General features: G+C 55.9%; 25 protein-coding genes. 2 read left to right on the top strand and 23 right to left on the bottom strand.

Features of this window, described 5'->3' with window-relative positions; translation table 11 throughout:
* Positions 1-90 precede the first annotated feature (90 nt).
* Together COHPA_RS0101335 and COHPA_RS0101330 are read left to right on the top strand one after the other, a co-directional pair.
* On the top strand, positions 91-705 hold the full coding sequence (locus tag COHPA_RS0101335; protein ID WP_027084391.1) for a biotin transporter BioY: 615 nt from the start codon (positions 91-93) through the stop codon (positions 703-705).
* A gap of 234 nt (positions 706-939) precedes the next feature.
* Entirely contained in the window at positions 940-1,527 is a 588-nt protein-coding gene (locus tag COHPA_RS0101330) for a hypothetical protein (RefSeq protein WP_027084390.1), read from the top strand.
* A gap of 257 nt (positions 1,528-1,784) precedes the next feature.
* Here COHPA_RS0101330 and COHPA_RS0101320 read toward each other — a convergent pair whose 3' ends face one another.
* From COHPA_RS0101320 to sleB, 23 genes are all read right to left on the bottom strand, one after another.
* Positions 1,785-2,255 (bottom strand): YlbF family regulator, encoded by a 471-nt coding sequence (locus COHPA_RS0101320; protein ID WP_027084389.1) that lies wholly within the window; start codon positions 2,253-2,255, stop codon positions 1,785-1,787.
* Positions 2,256-2,291: 36 nt separating this feature from the next.
* Entirely contained in the window at positions 2,292-3,854 is a 1,563-nt protein-coding gene (gene miaB, locus COHPA_RS0101315) for a tRNA (N6-isopentenyl adenosine(37)-C2)-methylthiotransferase MiaB (RefSeq protein ID WP_027084388.1), read from the bottom strand.
* An 87-nt stretch (positions 3,855-3,941) separates the two neighbouring features.
* Positions 3,942-5,012, bottom strand: a complete 1,071-nt coding sequence (locus tag COHPA_RS24115; protein WP_027084387.1) for a transglutaminase domain-containing protein — start codon at positions 5,010-5,012, stop codon at positions 3,942-3,944.
* A 44-nt stretch (positions 5,013-5,056) separates the two neighbouring features.
* The gene (gene pduL / locus COHPA_RS0101305; protein WP_027084386.1) at positions 5,057-5,635 is read right to left on the bottom strand and encodes a phosphate propanoyltransferase; all 579 of its coding nucleotides are present in this window, start codon (positions 5,633-5,635) and stop codon (positions 5,057-5,059) included.
* 107 nt (positions 5,636-5,742) lie between these two features.
* Positions 5,743-6,609 (bottom strand): 2-oxoacid:ferredoxin oxidoreductase subunit beta, encoded by an 867-nt coding sequence (locus COHPA_RS0101300; RefSeq protein WP_027084385.1) that lies wholly within the window; start codon positions 6,607-6,609, stop codon positions 5,743-5,745.
* Position 6,610: 1 nt separating this feature from the next.
* Complete coding sequence (locus COHPA_RS0101295) at positions 6,611-8,347, bottom strand: 2-oxoacid:acceptor oxidoreductase subunit alpha (RefSeq protein WP_027084384.1); 1,737 nt, start codon at positions 8,345-8,347, stop codon at positions 6,611-6,613.
* 190 nt (positions 8,348-8,537) lie between these two features.
* Positions 8,538-9,473, bottom strand: coding sequence for a dipeptidase (locus tag COHPA_RS0101290; protein ID WP_027084383.1), 936 nt, complete (start codon positions 9,471-9,473; stop codon positions 8,538-8,540).
* A gap of 149 nt (positions 9,474-9,622) precedes the next feature.
* Positions 9,623-9,883 carry a stage V sporulation protein SpoVS gene (gene spoVS / locus COHPA_RS0101285; protein WP_027084382.1) on the bottom strand — a complete coding sequence of 87 codons (261 nt, stop codon included), beginning with the start codon at positions 9,881-9,883 and terminating at the stop codon, positions 9,623-9,625.
* A gap of 216 nt (positions 9,884-10,099) precedes the next feature.
* Positions 10,100-10,894 carry a TIGR00282 family metallophosphoesterase gene (locus COHPA_RS0101280; RefSeq protein WP_027084381.1) on the bottom strand — a complete coding sequence of 265 codons (795 nt, stop codon included), beginning with the start codon at positions 10,892-10,894 and terminating at the stop codon, positions 10,100-10,102.
* 87 nt (positions 10,895-10,981) lie between these two features.
* On the bottom strand, positions 10,982-12,523 hold the full coding sequence (rny, locus tag COHPA_RS0101275; RefSeq protein ID WP_027084380.1) for a ribonuclease Y: 1,542 nt from the start codon (positions 12,521-12,523) through the stop codon (positions 10,982-10,984).
* 432 nt (positions 12,524-12,955) lie between these two features.
* A complete protein-coding gene (locus COHPA_RS22780; protein WP_027084379.1) occupies positions 12,956-13,894 on the bottom strand; it encodes a regulatory protein RecX in 939 nt (312 codons plus the stop codon).
* Between the two features lie 87 nt (positions 13,895-13,981).
* Positions 13,982-15,040, bottom strand: a complete 1,059-nt coding sequence (gene recA / locus COHPA_RS0101260) for a recombinase RecA (protein ID WP_027084378.1) — start codon at positions 15,038-15,040, stop codon at positions 13,982-13,984.
* Positions 15,041-15,438: 398 nt separating this feature from the next.
* On the bottom strand, positions 15,439-16,695 hold the full coding sequence (locus COHPA_RS0101255) for a competence/damage-inducible protein A (protein WP_027084377.1): 1,257 nt from the start codon (positions 16,693-16,695) through the stop codon (positions 15,439-15,441).
* 37 nt (positions 16,696-16,732) lie between these two features.
* Positions 16,733-17,308, bottom strand: coding sequence for a CDP-diacylglycerol--glycerol-3-phosphate 3-phosphatidyltransferase (gene pgsA / locus COHPA_RS0101250; RefSeq protein ID WP_027084376.1), 576 nt, complete (start codon positions 17,306-17,308; stop codon positions 16,733-16,735).
* Positions 17,305-18,633 (bottom strand): 30S ribosomal protein S12 methylthiotransferase RimO, encoded by a 1,329-nt coding sequence (rimO, locus tag COHPA_RS0101245; RefSeq protein ID WP_027084375.1) that lies wholly within the window; start codon positions 18,631-18,633, stop codon positions 17,305-17,307. The genes pgsA and rimO overlap by 4 nt, the downstream gene beginning before the upstream one ends.
* Before the next feature lie 86 nt (positions 18,634-18,719).
* A complete protein-coding gene (locus tag COHPA_RS0101240) occupies positions 18,720-19,211 on the bottom strand; it encodes a YajQ family cyclic di-GMP-binding protein (RefSeq protein ID WP_027084374.1) in 492 nt (163 codons plus the stop codon).
* A gap of 105 nt (positions 19,212-19,316) precedes the next feature.
* Positions 19,317-20,189 (bottom strand): helix-turn-helix domain-containing protein, encoded by an 873-nt coding sequence (locus tag COHPA_RS0101235; RefSeq protein ID WP_027084373.1) that lies wholly within the window; start codon positions 20,187-20,189, stop codon positions 19,317-19,319.
* Positions 20,190-20,240: 51 nt separating this feature from the next.
* Positions 20,241-21,008: a DUF3388 domain-containing protein gene (locus COHPA_RS0101230; protein WP_027084372.1), complete on the bottom strand. Its 768-nt coding sequence runs from the start codon at positions 21,006-21,008 to the stop codon at positions 20,241-20,243.
* Between the two features lie 199 nt (positions 21,009-21,207).
* Positions 21,208-21,462: a DUF3243 domain-containing protein gene (locus COHPA_RS0101225; protein ID WP_027084371.1), complete on the bottom strand. Its 255-nt coding sequence runs from the start codon at positions 21,460-21,462 to the stop codon at positions 21,208-21,210.
* Between the two features lie 72 nt (positions 21,463-21,534).
* Positions 21,535-22,272 (bottom strand): elongation factor P 5-aminopentanone reductase, encoded by a 738-nt coding sequence (gene ymfI, locus COHPA_RS0101220; protein WP_027084370.1) that lies wholly within the window; start codon positions 22,270-22,272, stop codon positions 21,535-21,537.
* Positions 22,269-23,552 (bottom strand): EF-P 5-aminopentanol modification-associated protein YfmH, encoded by a 1,284-nt coding sequence (gene yfmH / locus COHPA_RS0101215; RefSeq protein ID WP_027084369.1) that lies wholly within the window; start codon positions 23,550-23,552, stop codon positions 22,269-22,271. The genes ymfI and yfmH overlap by 4 nt, the downstream gene beginning before the upstream one ends.
* A 2-nt stretch (positions 23,553-23,554) precedes the next feature.
* Positions 23,555-24,835, bottom strand: coding sequence for an EF-P 5-aminopentanol modification-associated protein YfmF (gene yfmF, locus COHPA_RS0101210; RefSeq protein ID WP_027084368.1), 1,281 nt, complete (start codon positions 24,833-24,835; stop codon positions 23,555-23,557).
* 171 nt (positions 24,836-25,006) lie between these two features.
* The gene (gene sleB / locus COHPA_RS0101205) at positions 25,007-25,780 is read right to left on the bottom strand and encodes a spore cortex-lytic enzyme (protein WP_035119318.1); all 774 of its coding nucleotides are present in this window, start codon (positions 25,778-25,780) and stop codon (positions 25,007-25,009) included.
* Between the last annotated feature and the right edge of the window lie 24 nt (positions 25,781-25,804).

Below are 25,804 nucleotides of genomic sequence, written 5' to 3'. Positions count from 1 at the left end.
CTCTTCCCAATCCAGCGATCTCATGCTACAATCCGAATTGTTAACCACGTCCACACAATAAGGTTAACATTCGAAAGGAGATTTGACAACGTGTCTAATCCGATTACCACGACTAACGTCAACAGCCGAGCCAATACGAGCGAATGGATCCGAGGAATCGTCTTCACTGCTTTATTCGGCGCCCTGTTCATCGCAGGGAGCTATATCAAATTCAGGATCGGCTTCTCAACCGTACCGATTACGCTGCAGACGTTCGCCGTCATCCTTGCAGGAGGGCTGCTGGGCGCTACATACGGGTTTATGAGTATTTTCATCGTCATTCTATTAACGGCCCTCGGCCTTCCGCTCATGGGCGAAGGCAGCGGACTTTCCAAGATGACCGGCGCATCGGCGGGCTTCATCTGGATGTTCCCGATCGCCGCCTTCTTGCTCGGCTGGATATGCGATAAGCTGTTCGCAGGGCGCTCGCGGCTCACGATCGTTCGACTGATCGTTCTCTTCCTTTCCACGTTCCTGATCGGTTCCCTATTGCTTTATGTAACCGGCGCTCCTTGGCTTGCGCACTACTTGCATTGGGACCTTGACACGACGCTTCGCAAAGGGATATACGTTTACCTCCCAGGCGACGTATTGAAATCCGTTGCCGGCGCCATCGTCATCGCCGCGCTGCGCCCGGTGCTGCCGAAGATCCGCCCAAGCAAGTGAGTTGCTTCGCCGATCCGGCCTCCAAGCTCCCGCAAGGGAGCTTTTTTAGTCCCTGCAATCACGAACCGAGGCACTGCCGATCGGGACACAGGTACAAGCAAGAAAGCCGCAGAGTACATACAATTAACAAGATTGTGTGGCGTCATGAACCGGATGTTAGGCGCGGCTATCGCGGCCGATCCAGCTTCTCGATTCGATTCATGCGACTGTCTAGAAGGAGCGTGTACCTACCCGATGGCAACCGGCCGGTTAGACCTGTATATCGCCAAAGTACCGGACAATACGATCGTCTTGACGCTAGGCTGCGGCGATTCCTCGGAATTGCTTGCCATCCCGCGGAATACGCCGATCAATCTTAGCCGCGGCGCGGTCAAGGCGAGCAACGTTAACGTACAGTTTCTCGAGGGACGCGAATGCTTCGCGGATTTCATCGAGATGAACTTCTCTCTCGCTCAGCGCCTCCAGTTGCAAGCGCTCCGACGCTACGCGTTAACGTATTCGTCCGCGAACAGAACCCTCTCGATTCAGCCGTCTCCGATCAGTGAAGCGAAGGCCGTCATCCATTCGCAGAGCGTGAACAACCTCTCGATCGGATACGAGCTCGTCTCCAAGCTAGGCATTCCCGACCGGCAAGGACTTCCGATCCGCGTTCGCAACGGCAAATTTCTCGCGGGGATGCGGCTTCAGGTGCCCGCGAACCTATCGGACGACCGGCTGCGCCTGCCTTCCTATTGGATGAACAAATGGCGTTTGGCCCCGAACGCGAGCTACATGCTGCACTACGATCAACGCTACTCGATTCTGAGCATTTCTCCTCTGTAATTCATATGCAAGCACCGACGAACGTTCTCGCCTCATGAAGAGGGCCGCGCAACTCGAAGCTGCGCGGCCCTCTTGGTTATTTGGATTTTTTCTTGGCGGCTGAGCGGCCTTGCTTCTTCGGATCATCGCTCTTCGGCGCGCGCGTCTGCGAATTCGGGATGCCCTCGGTCACGTCTGGCAGCCTCCTTCCTATCGCGGGGTTCGAATACCCCGGCGACAGTAGGTTGGCAGTCTAGCCGCCGCTTTATTCGCTATGCTTAGTCGCACTGCTCCGGCGCTTCGGCCGGCTTGGCGGCTTCGATGTCGAGCTTCTCCGCGACGGAGTCTCGAATGACCGACACGACGTTCTGAAGCAAATAGTTCACGTCGACCTGGCTTTGCTGGAATTGCTGTACGACCGGCATATTGTCGAGCTCGTCCTGGATTACCGAAATCTCGGTTTCGATCTTCTCCACCATCTGCGGATTGTTGAACGTGTGCTGGAACGCGACGAGCTCTTTTTGTTTCTTCTTGATGAGCGCGATCAATTCCTGAACGCGGGTATGCGATTGAATCACTTTCTCCGCTTTCTGGTACAGCTCGACTTCTTCCGCCGTTGCGATCAAATCCGCGAGCTCCTTCGCCCGCGCCAGAATATCCTCTCGAACGACAAGGTCGATGCTGCTGAACGAAGGTACGCAGCTATGATCGTGGTCATGATGATCATGATCGTGTGCATGTGCTGTCATCTGTCTCTCTCCTAACTTGAGGTGGACGTCCCGTCATTATATAGCGGCCGCTTCCGGCTCCGTTACGACTTCTGCTTTAATATACCATGTCTGCGGCTCCGTGACCCGCACTTGCACGAATTGCCCGATCCATTCCTTCTTCCCCTGAAAATGAATGAGCTTGTTCGTACGCGTTCTGCCGGACAGCACGTCGGGGTTGTTCTTGCTCTCGCCCTCGACGAGCACTTCGACGATTTGGCCTTTGAGCTCAAGGTGGTTAGCCAGCGACAGCTCCCCGATCAGCTCGTTCAGCCGCTGCAGACGCTTCTGCTTCACTTCGTAAAGCACGTCGTCGGCCATCTCCGCGGCCGGCGTGCCCTCGCGCGGCGAGTAGATGAACGTGAACGCCGACGAGAAATTCGCCTCGCGCACGATCGACATCGTCTCCTCGAATTGCTCCTCCGTCTCGCCCGGGAAACCGACGATGATGTCCGTCGTCAGCACGACGTTCGGAATCGCCTTCCGAATGCGACCTACGAGTTCGAGGAACCGTTCGCGCGTGTATTTGCGGCTCATCCGTTTCAGAATGTCCGTGCTGCCGGATTGCACCGGCAAATGGATATGCTCGACCAGGTTGCCGCCTTTGGCGAGCACTTCGATCAGATGGTCGTCGAAGTCTCGCGGATGGCTCGTCGTGAAGCGTACGCGCGGAATATCGATTTTGCGTATATCGTCCATCAGATCTCCGAACCGATAGTTCCGGTCTTCGAAATCTTTGCCGTACGCGTTCACGTTCTGGCCGAGCAGCGTAATCTCCTTATACCCTTGGCGCGCCAAATCGCGAACTTCCGCGATAACGTCCTCCGGCAAGCGGCTTCTTTCCTTGCCGCGAGTGTACGGCACGATGCAGTACGTGCAGAACTTATCGCATCCGTACATAATGTTGACCCACGCCCGCAGCCCTTCGGCCCGCTTCTTCGGCAAATTCTCGATGATGTCGCCTTCCTTGGACCAAACCTCGACGACCATCTCTTTGCCGAAGTACGCGTCCTGCAGCAGATGAGGCAGACGATGGATATTATGCGTTCCGAAAATCAAATCCACGTGAGGGTGCTTGTGCATGATCCGGTTCACGACCGACGCTTCCTGCGACATGCAGCCGCATACGCCGAGAATGAGCTCCGGACGTTGCTGCTTCAGCAGCTTCATATGGCCGAGCTCGCCGAACACTTTGTCTTCCGCGTTCTCGCGAACCGCACACGTATTCAGCAGAATGACGTCCGCATCCTTGCGCTCTTCCGTCGCTTCATATCCCATTGCCTCGAACAGTCCGCGCATGATCTCCGTATCGTGCTCGTTCATCTGGCAGCCGTACGTGTATATCAAGTACTTTTTGCCGCGTCCGAGCCCGCTCAGTTCCGCCGGAACGCCGTTCTCGTAATGGACCTTAATCTCTTCCTTGCCGCGCTTCTTCTCGTCGGAATAGCTCGGGGCGGAGAGCATCGTTATATCTCGGCCGTTAATCCGATAGGTCGTTTTCCCATCCTCTTGCTTAATGACTTTAGCCGAGGAGAAATCGAAATATTGAGCGTAATCCTTATTCCCCTTCTCGGATGCCATATCAGGATTCACTCCTCCTCTTAGATATGCCAGATTCCATCCTAAAATTATATCATTCGGGTTCGTAGATATCCATCGTTAACCGCATCAATAGCCTAGCTTTGCTTCGATTGTCGCGATTCCGTTCGAATAGCTGTAGGAGATCGACATCGATTTCACGTCCGCGTGCTTCTTCAGCATCGTATCGATATCACCGGACAGCTTTCTTCTGCCGTATAGGTAGGTAAACTTCACCGAAGGCTTTCGGCTCTCGATCGCACGATTAATGACGTTAATCGCTTCGTCCACCGTCGCCGCCTGCTCGCCGATGTCCTTCATAATCGCTTGATAAGCGATCGCATACTTGTCTTTCGCTTTGATCTTCGTCTTCAGCATTTCGCGGTAGTCCGTATTCGCCGCCGGCAAGCTTCCCTGCTTCCAGGAATGATCCCGCTTCAGCGCCGCGTCCGTCACGTTGAAGTAACTGTACGAGACTTCCTTCTGCGAATCCCATGTCGTATCGACGTTATACCACTTCCCGTCCAGCTTCACCTTATTCCAAGCGTGCAAGCCGGTGCTGACGGTTCCCGATACGATATGCACGGGAATGCCCGCTTCCTGCATGAGCCGATAGGTGAGCAGCGCATAGCCTTGGCACACTGCCTCTCCCGTCGTCAACGCTTCGTATGCCGTATATTTGCGTAACGACTTGTCGTAGGTCACATGAGAGGCGATATAGTCGTGAAGGACCTTCTCCTTCTGAATGTCGCTCATCTTGTTCGTCGTCAGCTTGGCGACGATCCGCTTCGCTTCCGCTTTAACGTAGTCGGTCTGCTTTTTCGTCTCCAAGTAGTCGACCTTATAGACGGCCGTCCCTTTGGACTTGCCCGGCGCGCTTGTCGTTCGGATCGAATAGCTCTTGATGAGCATTGCGATATACTCGTCCGCTTGCATCGCTTCTTTGATGATCGCTTCCGCTTTCTTCACGTCGGGAACCGATAGCGTAAATGAAGGATTCTGAGCGGACAGCTGCCTCGCGACTTGCTGTACGACAGTGGACGCGCTCGCGGCCGCTACTCCGGTAGTGCCGTCATACGCTGCCGGATTGCCGGATGACGACACTATGCCTAACGCTAGGACGAGGCTTGCGATGATCCGCCTTGCCTGTACCAACACCATGCAACACCTCCAAGTTCGTACATCCTATGCCGCACGTGCGCTTCCTAGTCTAGTATCTCGCCCATGTCTCCCGTCGCGAGGCCTGCCGCGTTGCCCTCGTCCGTGTCGATGTGCATGTCGAGCGCGTATTGATCCGACACGCGCGCGAGCACCTGCTCGAACACGACGCCGCGTTCTCCGCCCGCGCGGACGCGAAGGATTTGCTTATCCTTGATCCCCCACCGCTCGGCATCCGACGTATGGAAATGGATATGGCGCGCCGCAACGATCACGCCTTTATCTACCGTTACCTCTCCCGCTGGGCCGACGATGCGAATGCCCGGCGTGCCTTCGATCTTGCCGGATTCGCGAACAGGCGGATGGAGGCCGAGCGCGAACGCATCCGTACGCGACACTTCCAGTTGCGTCTCTTTGCGCGCGGGGCCAAGAATGCGCACTTTCGGAAAAGAACCTTTCGGGCCGTGGACGGCTACCGTCTCGTTCGCCGCGTATTGTCCCGGTTGAGACAGCGGTTTGAATTCGGTCAGCTCAGCGCCCTCGCCGAACAGAATAGACACGTGCTCTCTGGATAGATGGATATGACGCGCGGAAATTCCGATCGGCACTCGTTTGGCTTCTGTCATGTACAATCACGACTCCTTGATCTGGATGGTAGATTGATCCTATATGCCCTCAGTATAGCGCAATAGGCGCGCGGGACAAACCCCGCACGCCTATTGAATCATGAATCTTATTTGAATTCTGTGAGCAACTTCTCAAATTCGTCGCGAGAAAGTTTAATATCTTGCTTCGCGATCCCTTCCGGCTTGAAGCCGACCGCGAGATCCTCGTACGACTTGCGCTCCTTGTTCTGATAGATCAGGCCGGTGAGCATGCCGCCGGTTTCCATGATCTTGTTCATGGCCGCAACGCGGTTGGTCGGATCGTAATCCGGGAATTGATCCAGATTCACGATGTGTTCCTTGAACCAATCGTACGTGTTGATCTTATTGAACGTCACGCACGGGCTGAATACGTTGATCAAGGAGAAGCCTTTATGCTGCAGTCCTTGTTCGATCAACGACGTAAGCTGTTTCAAGTCGCTCGAGAACGATTGGGCGACGAAGGTGGCGCCGGCTGACAACGCGATCTCCAGCGGAGACAACGTCGATTCGATCGAGCCTTCCGGCGTCGACTTCGTCTTGAAGCCTTCCGCGGAACGCGGCGACGTCTGCCCCTTCGTCAGACCGTAGATCTGGTTGTCCATAACGATGTACGTAATGTCCAGGTTACGGCGAATCGCGTGAACCGTGTGGCCCATTCCGATCGCGAAGCCGTCTCCGTCGCCGCCGGAAGCGATTACGGTCAACTCGCGGTTGGCGAGCTTGACGCCTTGGGCGATCGGCAGCGCGCGTCCGTGAATCCCGTGCAAGCCGTATGCGTTAATGTAACCGGAAATCCGTCCCGAACAACCGATACCGGAAATCACCGCGAGCTGCTCCGGCTCAAGCCCCACGTTCGCCGCCGCGCGCTGGATCGCCGCTTGCACGGAGAAGTCGCCGCAGCCCGGGCACCAGTTCGGCTTCACATTGTTGCGAAACTCTTTGAATGTAGCCATCTTAGTTCAGCTCCTTGCACGCATTGTGAATTTCCGAAGGCAAGAACGGCGTTCCGTCGTATTTCAGAAGGTTGCGGATTTTATCGTGCGAACCGACGTTCAGCTTGATGAGGTTCGCCAATTGGCCCGTCGCGTTATTCTCGAGCACGATGACTTTCTTCGCCGCGTCAAGATGCGGCTTCAGCAGCTCGCTCGGGAACGGGTGCATCTGGCGAACCATGATGCGGTTCGTCGAGATGCCTTCCGCCGAGAGGCGCTCGCGCGCTTCCTCGATCGTGCCGCCGGTCGAACCCATCGCGATGACGAGCAGATCCGGGTTCGCGTTCGGAGCGTCGACCTTGACCGCGTCGGTAATGCGCAAGTCGTTCAGCTTGTTCAGGCGTTTGTCCATCATTTTCTTCCGGTTGATCGCGCTCTCCGAAGGGCGGCCTTCTTGATCGTGCTCGACGCCGGTCACGTGGTGGATGCCGTGCTTCACGCCCGGGATCACGCGAGGCGAGACGCCGTCCTCCGTGAACTCGTAGCGCTTGAACAGCCTATTCTCTTCCGTAGGCGGCAGTTCGCCCGTTACGAGCTTCCCGCGATCGATCACGATCTTATCGTATTCGAGAGCTTCGCATGTCTGCTTGCCGAGCGACAGCTGAAGGTCGGTCGCGATAATGACCGGCACTTGGTATTGCTCGGAGATATTAAAGCCTTCGATCATATCGTAGAAGCATTCTTCGATCGTGCTCGGCGCGATGACGACTTTCGGAATTTCGCCGTGCGTGCCGTTGATGAGCGCGTTAATATCGGATTGCTCTTGCTTCGTCGGCAAGCCCGTGGAGGGACCGCCGCGCTGCGTATCGACGATGACGAGCGGCGTCTCGGTCATACCGGACAGGCCGATGGCTTCCATCATGAGCGATAAGCCGGGACCCGCCGAAGCCGTCATCGTGCGGACGCCCGCATAGTTCGCGCCGATCGCCATCGTAACGGCAGCAATCTCGTCTTCCGTCTGCACGACGGTACCGCCGAATTTAGGCAGTTTCTTGATCAGCCACTCCATAATCTCGGAAGCAGGCGTGATTGGATATGCCGACATCAGACGACAGCCTGCGGCGAGCGTGCCGAGAGCCATCGCCTCGTTGCCGATCATGAACAGCTTCTGCTTGCCGTCGGCGTCCGCGAGCTTGAATTCTTCGAGCGGGCCGCCGGCTTGTTCAAGCACGAACTCCGCGCCGCGGCGCACCGCTTCGATATTCTTCTCGACGATCGCCGGACCTTTGCGCCCGAACTCTTCTTCTACCGCTTTGTTGAATACGTCCATCGACAGCCCGAGCAAAGCCCAGGATGCGCCGGACGCCACCATATTTTTCATCAGGGATGTACCTAGTTCTTCGGCGATCGACGTGATCGGCACCGCGAACAGTCGCGCTTGCACGCCTTCCGGGATCGTTGGAGAGAACTTGGCGTCCGCGACGACGACTCCGCCTGGGCGAAGCTCGTGCGCGTTCAAATCGATGCTCTCTTGGTCGAACGCAACTAAGATGTCTAGGTCGTCGGAAATCGCTCGAATCGGCTTCGTGCTAATGCGGATTTTGTTGTTCGTGTGCCCGCCCTTGATCCGTGAGGAAAAATGGCGGTACCCGTACAGGTAGTAACCCAAACGGTTAAGCGCTGTCGAGAAAATACGGTCCGTACTTTCCACGCCTTCGCCTTGCTGACCGCCGATTTTCCATGACAGTTGACTGATCACAGTGCCCATCTCCTCTAAGCTTCGGTTCGTCGAATTTCGACACTATCCCCAATTTAATTTAAATGTTCAAACAGTTAAATCTTATGTTCAGCAAGTATAAAATGCAAGACCTATTCGCGTAAACGAATGATAGCTGTTTTCGATGGTATACATATCCAGATTAGATCGATGTAAGCTCTACGATTCGGTTTCAGAGATTTTTCGTAAAATACCGTTCGGCATTGTCCGAAGCGAACCCGCGGACGAGCGGTTCCGGGTACCGCTTGAGCAAAGCTTCGATCAAATGGGGGTACTGGCCCGGGTGCCGGAGACCGACCGGATGACGCTCGATGCCGTCGAAGTCGGAACCGAACGCCACGTTCGCCTCCCCGCCTAACGCGCATATGTACTCGACATGCCGCAGGACGTCGTCGATGGAAGCCGGCTCTCTCCGCGTCAGGAACCATGGCACGAACGTAATGCCGATCATGCCGTCTTGGCGGATAATGGCCTTGAGTTGATCGTCGCGCAAATTCCTCGGATGATCTATATACGCATAAACGTTCGAATGGGATGCAAAAATCGGTTTGGACGAAAGCCCGGCGACATCCCAGAACCCGCGCTCGGACAAGTGCGACACATCGAGCAGAACGCCAAACCTGCCGCATTCCGCCACGAGCTGCTTCCCTTCGCGGGTTAACCCGCCGCCTCTCGGCTCCATCGCGCCGTCGCACGCCCAGTTGGCATGATTCCAAGTCGGTCCGAGCAATCGAAGTCCGAGCAGATGCATCAGCCGAAGCGCCCACAGGTTTCCCTGTAATCCGTCCGCGCCTTCGAGAGACAAGATCGCCCCGATTTTCCCTTCTCGATGCGCATCGGCGATGTCGTCCGCTTTGCGAATCAGCTTCATGCGCGGCGCCGTCAGCACTTCGCTCCAGAACAACTCGGCGGCTCGGAATAGCGTCTCGGTGTCTCGCGCAACCTGACTAGGCAGATACAGCGCGAACACCTGAAGCCCGACCCCGCCCTCTTCAAGCCGATTAGGCGTCGTATCGAATACGTCCCCGGGGGCATCGTCCCCCCATCGGACATCAGGATGCTCAAGCAGCTTGCTGATGACGTCGACGTGCAAATCCGTTACCTTCACAGTTATTCCCTCCCGGAATGGAATAAACCCGCTCCACGCATACAAAAAAACCTGCCGCAAAGATGCCATCGCATCGGTCGCGCACGCGCGCCGCTTCGGGAATAGCATCTGAGTAACAGGTTAACGGGTTTGACGCTATGTCTTGTGGTTTACCTAGGCTCGACGATCAGTTTAATCGCCGTGCGATCTTCTCCGTCGATGACGATATCCGTGAATGCCGGAATACAGATCAGATCGACTCCGCTCGGCGCGACGAATCCGCGCGCGATCGCTACGGCTTTCACCGCTTGATTGAGAGCCCCCGCGCCGATCGCTTGCAGCTCGGCGGCCCCGCGTTCGCGAAGCACGCCTGCCAGTGCGCCGGCTACGGAATTTGGATTCGATTTGGCGGATACCTTTAATACTTCCATGACCATTACCTCCTCTTATGACAACCAACGCTAGGCTGTATGCGAGAAAAGCAGTTGCGGCTAGCAAGCAACATTAGCAACATATGCGCGTGCTTCGGCTGCAATAGGAATCAAAGGATGGGCCCACTAAGGCATACATATTCGTTGGCCGCTCCGAAAATTCCTTCTTTTCCCGCGGGGGATGATCATGAAATTGTCATTATAATCTGAATATTCCTAGACGGCGATCCAACTATCCTCGTCCACGGAAATCAATTGCACTTTGTTCGCTCTGCCCGTCGCTTCATCGATGTCGACGAACACGCCGCCGAGCGTCCATTTGCCCTCGGCAACCGTGAATCTTGCGGGCATTCCGGTAATGAAACGGCGCACGACGATGTCTTTATCCATCCCCAGCACGCCGTCCCTCGGTCCTGTCATGCCGGCATCGGTCAGATAAGCCGTTCCGTGAGGGAGAATGCGCGCATCGTTCGTCTGCACGTGCGTATGCGTACCGACGACGAGCGAAGCGTACCCGTCCAGATGCCAGCCCATGGCGATTTTCTCGCTCGTCGCTTCCGCGTGGAAATCGACGAGAATGCATTTGGTTCTCTTGCGAAGCTCCTCGATCTCCTCGTCGGCCACTCGGAAAGGGCATTCCGCCGGTGGCAGGAACGTGCGGCCGATCAGATTAACGATGCCCAGCTCCTTGCCGTTCGCCTTGACGATCATGCTGCCTCTGCCCGGCGTGCCCGCAGGCAAATTCGAAGGGCGAACCATTCTCGATTCGTCATCGATAAATTCGAAAATTTCGCGGTTGTCCCAAGTGTGGTTGCCCATCGTAATGCCGTGGACGCCCCACTCGAACAGCTCGCGCGTAATGGCCGCATTGATGCCTCGCCCTCCCGCCGCGTTCTCTCCGTTGGCGATAATGATATGCGGCTGGTATTTATCTTTTAACCATGGAAGCAGTCGCTTCACGGTATCTCTTCCGATGTTGCCGACGATATCTCCGATAAATACGACTTTCATTCGTTCCTCATCCTTCCGGTGCGGCCAATAAGAAAAGTGGCTGCAATTGTCGCAGCCACTTCTCAGCCTTCCCTGCATTTCCGCTCACTATTTCGCGTACTCGACTGCGCGAGTCTCGCGAATGACCGTTACTTTGATGTGACCTGGGTAGTCCAGTTCGCCCTCGATCTTCTTCGTGATATCGCGTGCCAGACGGAACGCTTCGGTATCGTCGATTTTCTCGGGTTGTACCATGACGCGAACTTCGCGTCCGGCTTGGATCGCGTAAGACTTCTCGACGCCGTCGAACGATTCGGAGATCTCTTCCAGCTTCTCCAGTCGCTTGATGTACGTCTCGAGCGTCTCGCGACGCGCGCCAGGCCGTGCCGCGCTAAGCGCGTCAGCCGCTCCGACCAGCATAGCGATAACCGAAGTCGCTTCGACGTCGCCATGGTGGGAAGCGATACTGTTGACAACGACCGGATGTTCCTTGTACTTCTTGCCCAATTCCACGCCGATCTCGACATGCGAGCCTTCCACTTCGTGGTCGAGCGCTTTCCCGATATCGTGCAGCAATCCGGCGCGTTTCGCAAGCGTAACGTCCTCGCCCAACTCTGCAGCCATCAGCCCGGTCAAGTATGCGACTTCCATCGAGTGCTTCAGCACGTTCTGGCCGTAGCTTGTCCGGAATTTCAGACGACCGAGAATTTTGATCAAATCCGGATGAAGGCCATGCACGCCGACTTCGAACGTCGCTTGCTCCCCGTATTCCCGGATTCTTTCGTCCACTTCCTTGCGAGACTTCTCGACCATTTCCTCGATGCGGGCCGGGTGAATACGTCCGTCCGCAACCAATTTCTCGAGCGAGGTTCTCGCGATTTCGCGGCGAATCGGGTCGAAGCCGGATAGAATAACCGCTTCCGGCGTATCGTCGATGATGAGGTCGATCCCCGTCAACGTCTCAAGCGCGCGAATGTTGCGGCCTTCGCGACCGATAATCCGTCCCTTCATCTCTTCGTTAGGCAACGATACGACGGATACCGTCGTCTCCGCCACGTGGTCCGCGGCGCAGCGTTGAATGGCGAGAGAGATAATGTCGCGGGCTTTCTTGTCGCCCTCTTCCTTCGCTTGCTGTTCGATTTCCTTGATCATTTGGGCGGTTTCGTGGCGCACTTCCTGTTCGACCGTCGTCAGAATCATTTGCTTCGCGTCTTCCGTCGACAGGTTCGAAATGCGTTCCAATTCCGCTACCTGCTGTTTATGCAACAGCTCGATCTGGTCTTGCGTCTCTTCGATACGTTTCTCTTTGTTGGCGACTTGCTCCTCTTTGCGTTCCAACGCTTCGAGTTTGCGGTCCAGCGATTCTTCCTTCTGAAGCAAACGCCGTTCTAGACGTTGAATTTCGTTGCGGCGTTCGCGAATGTCGCGTTCCGCTTCGTTACGGAGCTTGTGCACCTCGTCTTTGGCTTCCAGCACCGTCTCTTTGCGAAGCGCTTCGGCTTCTTTCTTAGCGGACTCGACAATTTGACGGGCAGCCGTTTCGGCGCTGGAAATTTTGGCTTCCGCAATGGATTTGCGTACGAAATAACCGATCCCAAAGCTAAGAAGGCCAACAACGAGAACGATCAAGACCCAGATTAAAGGGTTCATGGTCTTTCACCTCCTCGTTGCATCACCAAGGCAGTTGCTTGGGGACACTTATTCAGTTTGATTGCCGGTTTCTAAACCGTTTCGTAGTCGTGTGAACAATGCATTAAAGGTCGAAAAAACGCGATCCGGCTCCGATTTTGGAAGGAAATCGATACTCGGATAGTGTAGTTTAATACAAAATCATTGTAGCTTTCTCCAAAATAGATTGTCAAGCCACGTTAAAGGCGCTTGCCCCCTGTCCCGAGTACCGCAAAACCTATTGCCATCGGCCAACGTCGAATCGTGCGGAAAGAGGATTAAGCGGTTTGCATCCGCTCGAGAGAGCCCTCGCAACGGCTATCGCTCCGCTCCGCATCGTCATCGCTATTCCTGCCGTCGTCCGCTTCCAATTCAACCTGCACCGCCTGCGCAGCCGATCGGGCGAAGGTGCGTCTATTCGAACGTTTCATCGTAATCGCTATCGATCCACTCCGCATCGTCGTCGCCGTGCCTGCCGCCGTCCGTTTCCGAGGCGGCCTGTTGCGCAGCCGACCGGGCGACGGAGCCCGTGTAGCCTCGTCTCATGAGCATCGCCATTAACTTCTGCTTGCGTTCCCGGTCGTTGCCTTTGACCGACGGCCACTTCTTGCGCGCGAGCGCGAGCGCCGACTGCTGCTCGATTTCCGGCTCGATCGCTCCGATCGCTTGCTCGATCTCAGGCTTCGCGACGCCGCGCTGCAGCAACTCCTGGCGAATGAGCATCCGCCCTTTGCGCTGGTTAGCCGCACGCTGCTCCGCGAATCTGCGCGCGAACGCGGAATCGTCGACCATGCGATTCGTTCGAAGCCGTTCCATGCAGCCGGCGATCGCCTCTTGCGCGAAGCCTTTGCGCTTTAACGCACGTGACAGCTCCGCCGTCGTACGCGCTTTCCGTTCGAGCATTCCAAGCGCGGCGCGGTACGCCTCCTCCTTCTGCTCTTCTTCGAGCAGCTTGGCGTACTCCCCCGCCGTCAATTGCTTGCCCTTGAGCAACCGCCATCCGACAAGCGTATCTTCGTGGATCGTCAGTACCGCTTCTCCCGGTTCCGTTGCTGTCTGCGCGCTGGCGATCAGCGCGTCCACCTCGTCCGTCCACGACTCGAACGACTTTTCTATTATGGGCTTCGAGTACGTATCCTCTGCATCCTTGGGCCAATATCCCGTCAGGTCAGGATCGGTATCCTCTTCGTATTCGAGCTTCAACGTAATTCGATACATCATCGACCGCCGCAAATGCGCTTCAACCGAAACGACAGTCGCCCCAATGACCGTACGCGGATCAGTCGCGGCTTCCTGTTGCTCTTCTACCGCTTTCCGATAGTCGTAGCTTCTTCCCGTCCGCTTCCCGTTCATTATGCCGCCCCCTTTTGTCCGAAAATCGATAAAAAAACAAATAGCGGCACGTTAGGCCGCTAGCTGTTTATATATGTCGGTTCTGCATTATTCTTCGCCAAACTCCGTGTCATCGTCGTCGTCCGCGCTGCTCGCCGCGGAAGCCGCTTTAGCCGTAGCAGATGAACTGAGCAATAAGTCGCGGATGTTCTTCTCGATCTTCGAGCTGATTTCCGAATGATCCTTCAAATATTGCTTGGCGTTCTCGCGGCCTTGACCGAGACGTTCGCCTTCGAAGGAGAACCATGCGCCGCTCTTCTGAACGATATCTTGCTCGGCGCCGATATCGATAATGCTGCCTTCCTTGGAGATACCTTCGCCGTACATAATGTCAACGTCCGCTTGCTTGAACGGAGGCGCGACTTTATTCTTAACGACCTTAATCTTCGTGCGGTTGCCGACGACATCGTTGCCTTGCTTAATCGATTCTACGCGGCGAACGTCAAGTCGTACGCTCGCATAGAACTTCAACGCGCGTCCGCCCGGCGTCGTCTCGGGATTGCCGAACATAACGCCGACTTTCTCCCGCAGCTGGTTGATGAAGATCGCGATTGCCTTCGACTTGCTGATCGCGCCGGAAAGCTTACGCATCGCTTGGGACATCAAGCGAGCTTGCAAGCCGACGAACGAATCGCCCATGTCGCCTTCGATCTCCGCTTTCGGTACGAGCGCGGCTACCGAGTCAACGACGATAATGTCGACGGCGCCGCTGCGGACGAGCGCTTCCGCGATTTCGAGCGCTTGTTCGCCCGTGTCCGGTTGCGAGAGCAGCAGCTCGTCGATGTTGACGCCGAGGTTTCTCGCGTAGATCGGATCGAGCGCATGCTCGGCGTCGATGAACGCCGCTTGGCCGCCGTTACGTTGAACTTCCGCGATCGCGTGAAGCGCGACCGTAGTCTTACCGGACGATTCCGGTCCGTATACTTCTATAATTCTACCGCGCGGGAATCCGCCGATTCCGAGGGCGATATCGAGTGCCAGTACGCCGCTAGAGGACGTCTCCACTTGTAATTGCGCGTTCTCTCCGAGCTTCATAATCGAACCTTTGCCGAATTGCTTCTCGATCTGGCGCAAAGCCATGTCTAATGCGGCGCGACGATCTGACAACACACCCACATCCTTATTCTTTAATAGTTTAATCATACTCTGTTTATAGACGTTTGCCAAGCATTTTGAGAACATTTGTTCGATTTTATTTCGAAAAAAGAACCGAAGCAAAGTTCTCTTCGCCCCGGTTCTTCCGAAACTTTCAACAAAACTTTATCATACCCTACATAAGTTGACAAGCTTCGCGTTTCTATCTTTTATGTCAAATTTGTGAACGCTTTCTCGCTTTTTACGTCTGACAACTACAACCGCACCCCGCGACCGTTCCTAGCCCTGACCCGAGGGGATAATAGCCATAAGCGCCGCCATGCGACACCCCCTGACCCGAGGGGATAATAGCCATAAGCGCTGAACCGGGACACCACTGATCGACCGAAGCAACCTCAACTACCGGCCTGTCACTCGCCCCGTCCGGTAAGAGCCAACCACAGCATATATAGAGCCCGCTTCGACGCGCGAATACGAATGCCTTGGCGGTCGCCCGACAGTTGAAGCTGCACGACCCGAGTCTCCTTGTCCCGCTCCGCCAGACCAACGAACACGAGTCCGACCGGCTTGCCCTCGGAAGAAGCGGGACCGGCGACGCCCGTAATCGACAACGCGAAGTCGGCGTCCGCCAGCTTTCGTGCGCCCTCGGCCATTGCGACAGCCGTCTCAGAGCTTACCGCGCCCGGAGCATTGTCGCCTTCGAGCAAACTCGCGGGAACATCCAGCGCGCGATGCTTCACCAAATTACTGTAGCTGACTACGCCGCCGAGGAACGCATCCGCGCTGCCCGGTACGGTCGTCAGCATAGAAGCGACCATCCCGCCCGTGCAGCTTTCCGCGAGCGTCACCGTACGCCGCTGGGACGCCAGCAAGCGGATGACGGCCGCTTCGATCGGGATATCTTCCTCCGCGTACAGATGACGCGGCGTGCGCGAACGGATCTCCGTAAGCGTCGGTTCCAGCTTGCGAGCCGCTTCTTCCGCGGTCGCCGCTTTCGTCGATACTCGGATCGTTACTTCGCCTTCCGCCGCGTAAGGAGCGATCGTCGGATCCTGCTGCTCGCGTATGAGATCGATCAACAAGTCCTCCAGGCCCGACTCGCCGATGCCGGCGAACTTCAGCATGGCCGAGTGCAGCGTATCGGCTTCGCCTAGCAATGATTTCAGCCAGGCCGTTCCGTCGTTCGCGAACATCGGCTTCATCTCGCGCGGCGGCCCGGGCAACAGCAAGTAATGCGTGCCGTCCTCGCTAAGCGCGTTGCCGACGGCCAGCCCCGTATCGTTGCGAAGCGGAGCGGCTCCCTCGACCAACAGCGCCTGACGACGGTTGCTTTCCACGAAACTGCCGCCGCGTCCGGCGAACATCGCCGTAATTTTATCCATCGTCGGTTCGTGAAGCTCTACGCCCCGCTTTAAGTATTCCGCGAGCGCGTCGCGGGTCAAGTCGTCCATCGTCGGACCGAGGCCTCCGGTGAACACGAGCAGGTCCGCTCTCCCTCGCCCGATCTCGATCGCTTGAATGATACGCTCCTTGTTATCTCCCACCACGGTCTGATAATAAACATCAATGCCCAGCTCTGCCAACCCTCTCGACAGATACTGGGCGTTCGTGTTTACGATTTGACCGAGGAGCAGTTCCGTGCCGACGGCAATGATCTCTGCTCTCATGCGCTTCTCCGCACCTCGTTATACGACCCGCGGCCGATCAATCGACCGGGATCAAATTTTTGTTTTTGACGAAATAATCGATTCCGGAATAGACGGTAATGGCAACCGCGGCCCAGATCGTGACGACGTCCATTTGAAGATCGATGAAATTGAACGGGAAGTTGTTGAGCAGGATGACGATGATCATCGTGATCTGGACCGCCGTCTTCCATTTGCCCCACTTGCTCGCCGCCATGACGGTGCCGTCGAGCAGCGCGACCTGGCGAAGACCGGTAACGGCCCATTCGCGGCTAATGATAATGATCGCGACCCAAGCGTCCAACTTATCGATTTCGACGAGAGAAATAAGAACGGCCGCCACCAATAGTTTATCCGCGAGCGGATCGAGCAGCTTGCCGAGGTTCGTGACGATTTTGCGCTTGCGGGCGATGTACCCGTCCAAGCCGTCCGTGCTCGCCGCGATGATGAATAGCAGCGTGGCGAACACTTGATTCCAAGTGATCGAATAGTTGCCGATCGTCAGCGGATCGACGTCCAGCTTAACGAGCAGGAAGAACGTCATGATCGGAACGAGGAAAATACGCGCGAGCGTGATTCGGTTAGCGAGATTCATGCGATTCCCTCCCCTGACAGATCGTATTCGTAAGCGTGGGTAATACGCACTTTGCGAATTTCGCCGAGCTCCGTCCGAATGCCGGACACGTACACTTCGCCGTCGACTTCGGGTGCGTCATACTGGCTGCGGCCGATATACACGTCGCTTCGCCCGTCGTAGCGTTCGACGAGGACGTCCAGCGTGCGGCCGACGTATTTGGCGCTGTTGCTTTGAGCGACTTCTCGCTGGACTTCCATCAACGTGTGCGCACGATGCTGCTTCGCTTCGTCCGACAATTGGTTCGGCAATCGGTTCGCAGGCGTGTCCTCCTCTTGAGAGTAGGCGAATACGCCAAGGCGGTCGAATTTCATCTCCCGTACGAAATCGCACAGCTTCTCGAACTCTTCTTCCGTCTCTCCCGGAAATCCGACGATCATCGATGTACGGAGTGCGACGTCCGGAATGCGGGCGCGAATGCGCGAGATTAACTCGCGAACGTCGCGCTGGCGGCCCGGCCTGCGCATCCGTTTCAAGATCGCATCCTCGCTATGCTGAAGAGGCATATCGATGTATTTGCAAATTTTCGGATTCGAAGCGATCGTCTCGATCAGTTCGTCCGTGAAGAAGCCCGGATACGCGTAATGCAAGCGAACCCACTCGATCCCTTCCACTTCGCACACGCGGTTCATCAGGTCGGGCAGCTTGAAACCCTCGTAAAGATCCGTGCCGTAATTCGTGGAGTCCTGCGCGATCAGGCTGATCTCTTTGACGCCTTGCTCCGCGAGCTGCTTGACTTCCGAGAGGATCGATTCGATCGACCGGCTTCGGAACTTCCCGCGCATGATCGGGATGCTGCAGAACGTGCAAGCGTTGTCGCAGCCTTCGGCGATCTTCACGTATGCGGTATGCCGAGGCGTGGACAACAGGCGGGGCAGCGTTTCCTCGTAGTTGAATACGGGATTGCCGACATAGACGGGTTTCTTCCCGCCTAGCGCTTCGTCAATAATATCGTTAATGCGATGAAAATCGCCCGTGCCGACGATGCCGTCGATTTCGGGCATTTCCTTCATTAATTCCTGTTTATATCTTTGCGTAAGGCAGCCCGATACGATGAGCGCCTTCAGTCTAGCGGTATCTTTGAGCTCCGCAAGGTTTAGAATCGTATTCACGGATTCCTCTTTGGCCGCGTCAATGAAGCCGCACGTATTGACGATGACGACCGTTGCGTCTTCCGGTTTATCGACGAGTGTATAGCCTCGCGCATGAACGAGTCCCGACATGATCTCCGAATCGACCAAGTTTTTCTCGCAGCCCAGCGTGACGACGTTGACTTTCTCTTGCATCGCTTTGATCCCCCATACGTTCGTCCGTAGAAATAACCCATCACAAAGTATAATCGAACGCTATGTAAAGTGTCAAAAACAGCCGCTTAGCGGAAATTGTTGAATTGAAGCTCCAGCGGGAGTCCAGCGCCTCTAAGCAATCCCATTACGTTTTGCAGATCGTCCTTGCTCTTGCCGGTAACGCGCAGCGAGTCGCCTTGAATCATGCTCTTCACTTTCAGCTTGGAATCGCGGATCAGAATGTTGATTTTTTTGGCGTTATCCTGATCGATGCCCTGCTTCATCTTGATGACTTGGCGGACGGTGCCTCCGGACGCGGACTCGACTTTGCCATAGTCCAGATTCAAGATCGGAACGCCGCGCTTGATCATCTTCGTCTGCAGAATATCGATAACGCTCTTTAGCTTATAATCGTCGTCGGAAGCGACGACAAGCTGTTCGTTCTCGAGCTTGATGCTGCTTTTGCTGCCTTTGAAGTCGAATCGCGTCTCGATCTCCTTCATGGCTTGCGTGACCGCATTATTAACCTCCTGCATATCCACTTTGGATACGATATCGAAAGAATATTCCGATGCCATTAACGATCTTCCTTTCTCTGTCCCGATTTTTCCTACCATTATAGCACGAGAACCGACTACGCCAAAAACGAAAAAGCCCTCATTAACGAGGGCCGAATGATTGGCTTATTGTGCTGATGTCTCTCCCTCGGCGGGCGTAAAGACCATCCGAATCGGCTGTCCCGCCTTGTCTCCGTCCTCAATCGTCACGCCGTCGATCGATACGACCGCTTTATCCGCGCTGCCGACGTTCACGAATAACTGTTGATCCAAAGGGAAGCTGAACGTCGAATTCGTCGGCACGTCTTTATCGAGCACCGTCTTGTTTAATAGCCCTTTGCCTTTAGCCCCGTTACCCGGATATACGCCGATCCATACGTAACCGGACACGTCGACCTGAATCTTATGCCCCGTTCCCGGCGACACCGAATAGTACTGCTTGCCGCCTTTCGTCTCGACCAATTGCACGGATACGTTCGGAGTAGGCGGCGGGGTAATCGTCGGCGTAATCGACGGCGTCGGCGTCTCCGATATGGAAGGCGACGGCGTAGTTGTGTCCGAAGTAATCGGCGGAGGCGTCCCGAGTTCTTCCGGATTCGAATCCTTCGTATTCGAGTAGTACACATAAATAACGGCTGCGATTAGGATCGGAAAAGCCCACATGAGCAGCGATACCGCGACTTTGCCCCATCTATCGTTATGTTGCACGCTTCTGCGTTTGGGCTTTATGCGAGGTTCGGCGGTGCCGACCTCGGAAGTCGCCGCTTTAGGCAATTCCTTCTGGTAGAGGCGAAGCACTTCTTCGGCGTCAAGTCCGACAGTTTCGGCGTACGTCTTCACGAATGCCCGAACGTAAAAAGATCCGGGAAGCACTTTGTAGTCGCCTGTCTCGATCGCTTCCAAATACCTTTTGCGTATTTTGGTGGTTTCCTGGATATCGTCCAGCGAATAGCCGCGCTGCTCGCGCGCTTTACGAAGTAAAGCACCTAGATCGGACACAAGTTTCACCTCTTTCGGTTCATGTTGTAGAGTAGCGATGATTATGTAAGATTACAGGTCTTCGAATCCGGCCGTCGTGAAATTGACGTACGTAATTTCTTCGTCCGGCGTATTCCGCAATTCAATGATGAAATCGAATACGTCATAATCGAACTGCGATTCCCTTACGAAAATATCCGGGTGCTCGATCACTTTGGTCGAATTCATCGCCATCAGCTCTTGAAGAAGAGCGTGATGCTTCTCGTTCGACCGGATCGTGCTGACGATTCCGTCGATAATGAAGACGTTGTTAGGAGTCATCTCGTCGTCCGACAATTGGCTTCTAACCGTCTGTCTCAACAGCGTCGAAGAAACGAACGTCCAACGCTTGTTCGCGCATACGCTTCCCGCGATGATCGACTCTGTCTTGCCTACGCGCGGCATACCGCGCAGTCCGATCGTCTGGTTGCCTTCCCGCTTGAACAATTCGCCGAGGAAGTCGACGAGCAACCCGAGTTCATCCCTCGTGAACCGGAACGTCTTCCGGTCGTCGGAATCTCTCTCGATGTACCGGCCGTGCCGTACAGCAAGTATGTCTGTCAGCCTAGGAGGCCGAATCTTATTCACCGTAATGTTCTCGACTTTGTTCAGCATTTTGCTGAGCAGCTCGATTTTCTCGTCGTCGTTCGTCTGCAGCAGCATGCCGCGTGTCCGGTCTTCTACGCCGTTTATCGTTATAATGTTGACTTCGAGCATCCCGAGCAAGGAAGCGATATCTCCGAGCAAGCCGGGACGGTTTTTATGAATTTTATATTCCATGTACCACTGTTTGGGTTCCATCATGCACCTCATTCGGTTCGAGCAACGCTTAGCTGCAATGTTCTTTCTTTGTTATTCTACAACGCTCCTCATTATCCTGCATAATCTTACAACAACTTAATACAAAAGTCCCGTTCTCTAAGCAAAAACAAAAACTTTCGCTTTAATCGGACAGAAAGCCTCCTTGCGGAGGCTTTCTGAGTCGCTTGCATCGATAGCTTCAGCTGCTGTGATCGGCAAGCTTGACCATCAGCTTCGCCATCGTTTTACGATCGCTTTCATCCCCTACGTCCCAAAGCTCTTTCAACACGCGTTCTTCATCGTTTTTAGGATCGACCTTCGTATCTAGGAAAGACCCGATCTCATAAGCCAGCTTCGAAATGACCTCTTCGTTGATGCCCATTTTCTTCGCCGCGCTGACTCGATCGCCCAAAAACTTCTTCCAGGTGTCGAAATCGTTGAGTACGGTTGACATGTTACAGCCTCCTCGATGGTTACGGGATAAAAGCTCATCGATAATATGCGCGCAAGAGGCCGTAATTATGCGTCATTCCCCGTTCCAACCCCCGTTGATCCCGATGACTTGCCCGGTAACGTAGTTCGCGCCCTCCGATACGAGATAGCGAACGAGCGAAGCGACTTCTTCAGCAGTGCCGAGCCGTCCGAGCGGGATCGCTTGGCGCAGCGAAGCCTTATCTTCCTCGCCCAGCGCGGCGAGCATGTCCGTGTCGATCGCGCCGGGCGCCACGGCGTTCACCGTTACGCCCGAGGAAGCCAGCTCCTTCGCCATCGATTTGACGAACGCGTTCAAGCCGCCTTTGGACGCTGCGTACACCGCTTCCCCGGCTGCCCCGACGACTCCCCACAAACTGGACAGATAGACGAATCTCCCCCGCCTGTTCCATGCCATAGCCGGTCCGAAAAGCTTCGTCAAATAATACGCACTCTTCAAATGTAGCGTGAACAAGTCGTCCCACACGTCCTCGCCGGTATCCTCGAGTAGCCCGTAATGGGCGGCTCCGGCGCCATGCACGATAACGCCCGGAACCCAGCCTTCCGCGTCCAGCTTCGCCTTCATATCGCGCAGCGATTGCCCCGAGCGAGCATCCGCCTGCACGACGATCGCGCGGCTCCCGGACGCCCGGCATGCCGTAGCGACTTCCTCCGCTTGCCGGACAGCCGCGTAATATTGGACGGCAACGTCGTATCCGTCCGCCGCAAGCTGTTTGGCCACGGCGGCCCCGATGCCTCGGGAGCCGCCGGTGACAAGCGCTATACGGTTCAAGAGGAGGCTTTGCTCCTGACGACCGCGACGGCAAGCTGCTCGGGTTTGGCGTGCTCGCGAAGCCGCTCGTTCACTTCATCGAGCGTTAAGCTTTCGAACACCTCTACGGCGCGGAACAAGTCGCCGCCTTTGTGGCGGTACCGCGTAAACTCGCTGGCGATCGCTTCCGGGCTATTGAACATGCGCAGCATCGCTCCGATCCGTTTGCGGCGCGTGCGTTCGAAGATCTCCTCCGGAATGCCTGCGGAAGCCGCTTCGTACATCGCCTCCGTGACGCGGCGCACGAGCTCGTCGGGATCGGGCGTCTCCCCGCCGATAACGGAGAACGCATAGCCTGGACCGGTGTTGAACTCATGGCCGAAGCTGTCGGAGATCAAGTTGTCGTCGTACAGCGACTGATACAATGTGGAGCTGGATCCGAGCACCGATTCCAGCATGATTTTACTCGACAGCTCGTAGCGAATGGCATCGCGTCCCGTGCCCGGATCGTCCTTAAAGCCGAACATGCATTTCGGCAGCGATACGGGAAGGAAGATTTCCTTCTTCTTCTGTTTCACCGTCTTCGGCTCGTCCTCGAATAACCGTCCGATTTCGCCGCCCGGACCGAACGTCTTGCCGGCTTGATCCCGCTTCACCTGCGCCATCGTCTCTTCGGGATCGACGCCGCCCACGACGAACAGCGTCATGTTCGAGGGATGGTAGAACGTATGGTAGCAATCGTACAGCATTTCCTTCGTGATGGAGCGGACCGAATCCGCCGTTCCCGCGATATCGATGCGCACCGGGTGCTTCTCGTACATCGCCTCGTTCAAGCCGAAATAAACGCGCCAATCGGGATTGTCCCTGTACATGTCGATTTCTTGTACGATGATGCCCTTTTCCTTCTCGACGTTCTCGTCGGTGAAATAAGGATTCTGCACGAAATGCAGCAACGTGCCGAGGTTGGCGGCTATATCCTTGGTGGCGGAAAATAAATAAACGGTCCGGTCGAAGCTCGTGTAGGCGTTAGCCGCGGCTCCCTGAGAAGCGAAAGCGGAGAAAATATCGCCTTCCGGTTCCTCGAACATTTTGTGCTCCAGAAAATGGGCGATACCGTCCGGAACGCGGACCGTCTCTCCGCCCGGAACGGTGAAGTGATTGTCTGCCGAACCGTATTTGGTCGTGAACGTGGCGTACGTCTTCGTAAAGCCGGGCTTCGGCAGGATGAACACGTCCAGTCCGTTGTCCAGCTTCTCGTGCCATATTTTTTCTTGCAGCGTCGGATACTCGAGCAACGGCATGGTCAGCCCTCCTCCTTTAGGTCGCGCAGGAAGTATATCGTGTCCAGCTTCGCCAAATGAGCGGCCGCCGTCGCCTGCCCCGGCGTGACCGCTTCGATGTCGGCGATGAAGCTTTCGCCGGTGCGATTGGCGCCGGACAGCACGTTGCTGAAATCGAACGAGATGCGCTCGAACGCCGAATCCTGCAGCTCCCGCAATTGGTTCACGATCATCGCCTTCGTGCGCTGCACGTCCGTCTCCGAGAAGTCGCCGGCTTTGAGCGCTTCAAGCTGTTCCTGCATAATGCGCGAGGCGCGCTCGAAGTTCTTGATCTCGATGCCGGATTGAAGCGTCAGGAGGCCTTTATGTCCGTCCAGCCTGGATGATGCGTAATACGCAAGGCTCGCTTTCTCCCGCACGTTAACGAATAGCTTAGAGTGCGGGAACGCTCCCAGCAAGCCGTTATACACGAGCAGCGCCGCATATTCGTCGCTGCCGTACGAGGCGCCGACGCGAAGCCCCATGTTCAGCTTGCCTTGGCCGACCTCGAGCCGCTCCTGGATCGTCTGCACTTCGGGTCTAGCCTCTGCCAGCGTAGGCGGAGCGTACGCGGAAGGCGCGCCGTCCGGCAGATCGAACGAACGCTTCGCGAACGCCGCGACTTCCTCCAGCGTCGTATCGCCCGCCACGTACAGGTCCAAGTTCGCTTGGCTAAGCCAACGCGTGTAAGACTCGTATAGCGAGGCTCCGTCGATTGCCGCCAGCTCGTCCTTACGCCCGAGCGCAAGCAATCGATACGGTTCGTTCGAGCACATCTCTTCGATGCAACGCTCGGACGCGTACCGGATTTTATCGTTGATGATCGCATCGATGCGTTTGCTTACCGTCGTCTTCTCCGCTTCGATATACTTAGAGCGAAAATGTCCGTTTTCCGTCGCCGGCTTCGTCAGCACCTCGCCGAGAAAGGAAAGCGCCTCGCCGAGCAGCGGCTCCGACGAAGACACGAATCGGTCGTTAATGATGTCTAGACGGAAATTGACGATCTGATTGTCGCCGCGCTTATACAGGTCGAATCCGAAACCGGCGCCGTACAGTTCGTCGAGCTTCTCGCGGAAAGAGATCGTTTCCGGATAAGACCGCGTCCCCCGCCGAAGCACGAAAGGGGTGAGCGCGATCGGCGTCACCCCGGACTCTGTAAGCGGTACCCCTGCGAACAACGACACGGCGAACGTTTTGAAGCGCTTGGTCGGCAACACGTGCAGCCGCAGTCGGCCGAGCGTGCCTCTTTGGAACTGTTCCGACATTTACTCATGCCCCTTACTTAGTAAATTCGCGTCCTCGTCTCGTTGCGTTCAGCCCCATTCTACCTGATTGAACAAGCAAGAAGCAAATGCTGGAAACCCATTCGCCACCAAGCGACGCGAAGTTTCAAAGCGCATTTCGTTTCCTTTGCGCGGGCCACGCAAACAGGCGGCTTACCGGCAGAAAATGTGCTTCCCGATCGTCTTGTACTGCGGTCGCGACCAGATCCATTTCGACGTGGCCGTCGCCGGGTTGAAGTAATAGAGACAGCCGTCGGTCGGATCCAAACCGCTGACCGCGTCCTTCACCGCTTTCATCGCGCTTTCGTTAGGCGTAAGCCAGATTTGGCCGTCGGCTACCGCCGTGAACGCGCCCGGTTGGAAAATAACGCCCGAAGCCGTATTCGGGAATTGAGAAGATTGCACGCGGTTCAAGATGACCGCCGCGACCGCCACTTGACCGATATAAGGCTCTCCTCGGGATTCGCCATAGACGGCGTTCGCCATCATTTTTAGATCTTTGGCCGTCAGGCCGAGATTGTTATTGGCGGGAAGTTTCGAAGCGCTTGCCGCACCTCCTCCTCCGCCGCCGGAAGACGCCGCGCCGCCAGGCAGCTCGCTGGCGGTGGGCTTCCAGTTTTTCGTGGCGCTCCACAGCTTGAGCTTGGTTTTCGCTCCGACGACGCCGTCCGATTTCAAGCCGAACTTCCACTGGAACCAAGTGACCGAGTTCTTCGTCTCGCTCCCGAAGATGCCGTCTACTTTTCCGTTGAAATACCCAAGCGCTTTCAGTCTGCCTTGCAGCTCGTAAATATCTTTGCCCGTCGAACCTTGTTTAAGCGTAGTTGTTCCGAACGTCTCGCGGCTCAGCCCGTGATTCTGCAAAGAATAGAGGCCAAGCAAGCCGAACACTATGCAAACGGTCAGGATGACTAGACGATAGCTCACCGTATTCACGCCTTTCTTCGTAAT

Origin of the sequence: Cohnella panacarvi Gsoil 349 (assembly GCF_000515335.1) — a bacterium.
Taxonomy (GTDB): domain Bacteria; phylum Bacillota; class Bacilli; order Paenibacillales; family Paenibacillaceae; genus Cohnella; species Cohnella panacarvi.
Note: the sequence above shows the minus strand (reverse complement) of the source record. Positions and strands in the feature narration are given on the sequence as shown.